The organism is Roseateles sp. (assembly GCF_049240545.1).
Taxonomy (GTDB): domain Bacteria; phylum Pseudomonadota; class Gammaproteobacteria; order Burkholderiales; family Burkholderiaceae_C; genus Paucibacter_A.
This window is the reverse complement of sequence record NZ_JBMLSK010000098.1, coordinates 1-4545: the sequence shown is the minus strand read 5'-3', so window position 1 is coordinate 4545 and position 4545 is coordinate 1. Positions and strand designations below refer to the sequence as shown.

At 71.0% G+C, this 4545-nt stretch carries 6 protein-coding genes; 5 read left to right on the top strand and 1 reads right to left on the bottom strand.

Features of this window, described 5'->3' with window-relative positions; genetic code table 11:
- Positions 1–86 precede the first annotated feature (86 nt).
- On the top strand, positions 87–983 hold the full coding sequence (locus tag ACOVRJ_RS06700; protein ID WP_422043109.1) for an alpha-amylase family glycosyl hydrolase: 897 nt from the start codon (positions 87–89) through the stop codon (positions 981–983).
- A 100-nt stretch (positions 984–1083) separates the two neighbouring features.
- On the opposite strand, the gene ACOVRJ_RS06695 is transcribed toward ACOVRJ_RS06700, so the two are convergent.
- Positions 1084–2031 (bottom strand): aspartyl protease family protein, encoded by a 948-nt coding sequence (locus ACOVRJ_RS06695; RefSeq protein WP_422043108.1) that lies wholly within the window; start codon positions 2029–2031, stop codon positions 1084–1086.
- Positions 2032–2141: 110 nt separating this feature from the next.
- On the opposite strand from ACOVRJ_RS06695, the gene ACOVRJ_RS06690 reads away from it, so the two are divergent.
- Genes ACOVRJ_RS06690 through ACOVRJ_RS06675 form a run of 4 tightly spaced genes read left to right on the top strand, consistent with a single transcriptional unit; the run spans position 2142 to position 4531 of the window.
- Positions 2142–2846: a response regulator gene (locus tag ACOVRJ_RS06690; RefSeq protein ID WP_422043107.1), complete on the top strand. Its 705-nt coding sequence runs from the start codon at positions 2142–2144 to the stop codon at positions 2844–2846.
- A complete protein-coding gene (locus tag ACOVRJ_RS06685; RefSeq protein WP_422043106.1) occupies positions 2843–3220 on the top strand; it encodes a hypothetical protein in 378 nt (125 codons plus the stop codon). The genes ACOVRJ_RS06690 and ACOVRJ_RS06685 overlap by 4 nt, the downstream gene beginning before the upstream one ends.
- Before the next feature lie 9 nt (positions 3221–3229).
- On the top strand, positions 3230–4210 hold the full coding sequence (locus tag ACOVRJ_RS06680) for a sensor histidine kinase (protein ID WP_422043105.1): 981 nt from the start codon (positions 3230–3232) through the stop codon (positions 4208–4210).
- Between the two features lie 9 nt (positions 4211–4219).
- Positions 4220–4531 carry a hypothetical protein gene (locus ACOVRJ_RS06675; RefSeq protein WP_422043104.1) on the top strand — a complete coding sequence of 104 codons (312 nt, stop codon included), beginning with the start codon at positions 4220–4222 and terminating at the stop codon, positions 4529–4531.
- Positions 4532–4545 lie beyond the last annotated feature (14 nt).

Genomic DNA, 4545 nt, shown 5'->3' with positions numbered 1-4545 from the left:
CACCACTATGCAGAGTCAAAACCAAGGAAATCCACTCCAAACGACGAAGAACCGTGCGCGAGCACCTCTAAGCGGGCCGCGACTCCGTGGTGCGCAGTTACCTGCGCGACGGCGTGGACGGCTGGCGCCTGGACGTGGCCTTCGACATCGGCTTTCACTTCCTGGAGGAACTCACCAACGCCGCGCATGAGGAGAAGCCCGGTTCGTTGGTGGTGGGAGAGCTGGCCAACTACCCGCGCGAGTGGTTCCCGTCCGTGGACGGGGTGATGCACTTCACGCTGCGCCACATCATCCTGCGTCTGTGCGACGGCCGGCTGGCCGCGCCCACGGCCACGCGCATGATCACGCGCATGGTGGACGAGTCCGGCCTGGACAACATGCTCAAGTCCTGGATCTACCTGGACAACCACGACACCCCCCGCCTGGCCACCACCCTGCCGGACGAGCGCGCACGGCGCCTGGCCCAGGTGCTGCAGTGCACGCTGCCGGGCTCGCCCAACCTGTACTACGGCAGCGAGCTGGACATGCCCGGCGGCGATGACCCCGAGATGCGCGCGCCCATGCGCTGGGACCTGGTGGCGCAGGGCCACCCCGCACTCGACTGGACCCGCCGCCTCATCGCGCTGCGCCGAGAGCACCGCGCCCTGCGCGTGGGGGACTTCCGCGCCTGCACCGCGAACCGGCTGCTGGCCTTCGAGCGCCACACCGACCGCGCGGCCGACACCATCGTCGTCGTCGTCAACCCGCACCCTGAAGAGGTGACCGAGACGGTGCTCGTGGCCAACTCGAAGCTCATGGACAGCTCGCCCATGATCGATCTGCTGGGCACCTTCACGCCCTCGGGCAAGGCTGGGACGACGCAGGCCGGCGTGCGCGTCTTCGCCTCGCTGCTGCACGTGACCGTACCGCCGTTTGGCGTGATGGTCATGAAGCCCGATGTCGCGCCGCCGGGCGGGTATACGAACTACAAGCGGGTGCGGTAGGCAGTGTTCTCAGGTCCATGAGGTCAGTGCGTCGCTTCAGGGGCTGCCGCCCGTCCAGCCTGGGGGGGCTGCGAGCCCGACACATCAGTGAGAATTTTGGCTACCCCAGGCACATCCGCGACGCGCCCGCGGCCAGGGCCCACGGCACCCGCTGCAGCACGTCGATGCCGAGGATCATGGCCGGCTGCCCACCGAGCCCGAGCACACTGAACACGGGCAGATCGCTGACGCGCACCTCAAACGCCGGCATCTGCCAGCCCGCCAGCGCCAGGCCACCGATCGGCAGCAGTTGCGTGGCCACGGCCTGGGCCGAGACGCCCTGCGTGCCTTGGGCGCGGTCGCGCAGCCGCGGGTCCCCGTCGGCCACGGCCAGTGCGCGGCGCGCGGCCGAGTTGATGAGACTGCTCGCCGCGCCGGTATCGAGCACCGCGCGCACACTGGCCGGCGCCGTACCGGGCTCCGGGCCCTGGACCTGCACGTCGACGACGAAGAAGCCCGCGGCCGGTGCCGGACGCTCGCTGCGCGGTCCGTTGTCTTGGCACTGCCCGCGGGCGAACCAGTGCGGCTGACTGCCCGGTGCGACAAGCTCGAGGCGCCCGGCGCCGAGGTCCAGGCGCATGTCGTGCCGGTTGATCAGGTCTTGCCCGACGATGCCATCGATGCGGCGCGTCGGGGTCTGCAGGGCCTTCAGATCAAGCAACACGGGAGCGGTCTCGAACGGCATGGGTCCGATCTGCATCGCCGTGCGCCGCCCGGGTCGCATGGTGGCGGCACGGCCACCCGCGCCCTCTACGCGGGCTTCGCTGGCCGATTCGTCGACCAGCGCCAGTGACTGGGCCAGCGCGAGGTCGATCACCGAATGGCTGGCGGCCGTGTCGAGCACCATGCGCAGCGGCTCGGTCCGGCCGGGCAAGCGAACGTCGAGCATCGGGTAGCCCTCGTGCATGGCGATCGGCAACTGCCAGTGAACGGGCGCAGCCCACGCGGCCGAGGCGGCGAGGACGCAGGCCACGGTCATCGCGGCGGTATGGGAAGGAATGGAGCGCATGAACGGCCTCGACGACGGTGTGATGATGCCTGGAATGAAAACGCCCGTACGTATCGTCCGTTTGTCGCCGCCGACAAGAAATCGATACACCCGCCGGGCATCATCGCGCGATGGAGACTGAAGCCCGGGTGCTCATCGTCGAAGACGACGCCAGCGTACGCGAGGCGCTAGCCGAGTACCTCTCGGGCCACCGCTTCGATGTGCGCACCGCGACCGACGGAGCAGCCATGGACCGCGAGCTGGCCCGCGCACGGCCGGACCTCATCGTGCTCGACGTGATGCTGCCCGGCGAAGACGGGCTGGCAATCTGCCGTCGCCTGCCCCCCGGGCATCCGCCAGTGCTGATCCTCAGTGCGCTGGGCGACACCACCGACCGCATCGTCGGCCTGGAGCTCGGCGCTGCCGACTACTTGGCCAAGCCCTTCGAGCCGCGCGAACTGCTGGCGCGTGTCCGGGCCGTCCTTCGTCGCGGCCAGGCCCCGCAGGGCGGTGCGCGGGTTCTGGCCTTCTCGGGCTGGCGGCTCGAGACGCAGGAACGCCGCCTGTTCTCGCCCGGCGGCCAGTCCGTGCTGCTGACGCCGCGCGAGTTCGACCTGCTGAGTGTGCTGGCCGAGCGACCTGGCCGACTGCTCGGCCGCGATACCCTGCTCGCGCTGACGCGCAGCGACCCTTCCGACAACTTCGACCGCGTGATCGACCTTGCCATCAGCCGCCTGCGGCGCAAGCTGGCGGACGCAGGCGGCGGCTCGGCCGAGCTGATCGAGACCGTTCGCGGCGCCGGCTATCGCTTCGTCGCCGAGGTGCAGCAGCGATGAGCCGGCCGCTGCCTCTGCAGACGCAGCTGATGCTTCTGAGCGCGGCGGTTGTTGCCGCTGTCCTGGCCGTGGCCTTCGCCGCGGTGTCGTGGGTGCCGGTGCCGCCGATGCCGCCGATGACCCTGGCCGATGCCGTCGCCGCGCTGGCTCACCCCGACCTGGCCGCGCAGCGTGGCCTCGAGCGCCAGCGGCAGCCGCAGTTGCCTGTCGGCTCGCCGGCGCCCGAGGTCGCCGCCGCCGCGGCCAGCCTGCGCCCGGGCACCACGACCGCACTGCAGGCCCGCTGGTTGAACGGCGGCAGCCTGGGGGGCAGCGTGCCGCCCGTGCAGGTGGTGGCGGCCGATGCCGCGGCGCAGGCCCCCTCCTCCGCGTAACTCGCCACCGTGGTGCAGCGCGTGCTGTCGCGGCCCGCCTTGCAACTGCCGCCTTTCGCGCTGGCCGAGCAACAGAGCGACGGGATCTGGCTCGTGTTCATGCCCCCCGATCCGCTCGGCAGCGTCTGGCGCTACCGGGTGCTGCTCGCACTGGCCCTGGGCAGCGCCATCACGCTGCCGCTGGCCGCCTACGTCGCGCGCCAGATCGCGCAGCCGGTCCGGGCCCTGGCCGACGCAGCCACCCAGGCCGATCTCGCCGGCAGCGGTCCCCCGCTGGCGGTCACGGGACCCAGGGAGATCGATGCCGCCGCGACGGCCTTCAACGCGATGCGCCGACGCCTGGCCGACCAGGCAGCCGAGCGCACGCGCATGGTGGCGGCGGTGGCGCACGACCTGCGCACACCACTGACCGGCCTGCGGCTGCGCGCCGAGCAGATCGACGAGCCGCTGCGCGGCCGCATGGTGGCCGACATCGACCGCATGCGATCGATGATCGACGACGTGCTCGAGTTCGCGCGCAGCCAGCAGGCGCCGCTGGCGTCAGCCACGTTCGACCTCGCGGCCCTGGCCCGCGAGTGCGCCATGCTGGCCAGCGAGATCGGTCCCGCGGTGAGCTGTCGTGCGCCGGTGGCGGCGTCCTGTGTCGGCGACGAGCCCGCGGTGCGGCGCGCCCTGATCAACCTCATCGACAACGCCCAGCGCTACGCCGGTGCTGCGGAGGTCGCAGTGCGGCGGGTCGGGCCGACCTGGTCGATCGAGGTCGCGGACCGCGGGCCGGGCCTGGACGCGGCCGAGTGTCAGCGGGTGCTGCAGCCCTTCGCGCGTGCCGAGCCTTCTCGCAATCGCGCCGGCGGCGGCGCGGGCCTCGGGTTGGCGCTGACCGCCACGGTGGCACAGCGGCACGGCGGCCGCCTGACCCTGACACCGCGCGCCGGCGGTGGCCTGCTGGTGCACATGACCTTGCCAACCGACTCAGACTCGCCGGCATGACTGTCGCGGATGCCGACCACTCTGGCTCCTTCCACCTCGCCGTTCTGGTTCACGGCCTCGCCGTCGCCTGGCCGTTCTGCGGCGGGCTGCTCGGCTGGCGCGAAGGCGGTGATTCGCCGGAAATGGGTGGGATTCGACCTGCTGGGCACCTTCACGCCTTCGGGCCAAACCAGCACCACCGAGGTCGGCGTGCGCGTCTTCGCCTCGCTGCTGCACGTGACCGTACCGACCTTCGCCGTGATGGTCATGAAACCCGATGTCGCGCCGCCGGGTTCAGTTATGGCAATCTTCGGGCTTGAAACAGCCCTGCCGAGGTATTGATGTCGATCGAAATT

Excerpts from the sequence above, each read along its gene's own strand:
- ACOVRJ_RS06695 (WP_422043108.1), bottom strand. The coding sequence starts at position 2,031 with ATGCGCTCCATTCCTTCCCATACCGCCGCGATGACCGTGGCCTGCGTC.
- ACOVRJ_RS06690 (WP_422043107.1), top strand. The coding sequence starts at position 2,142 with ATGGAGACTGAAGCCCGGGTGCTCATCGTCGAAGACGACGCCAGCGTA.
- ACOVRJ_RS06685 (WP_422043106.1), top strand. The coding sequence starts at position 2,843 with ATGAGCCGGCCGCTGCCTCTGCAGACGCAGCTGATGCTTCTGAGCGCG.
- ACOVRJ_RS06675 (WP_422043104.1), top strand. The coding sequence starts at position 4,220 with ATGCCGACCACTCTGGCTCCTTCCACCTCGCCGTTCTGGTTCACGGCC.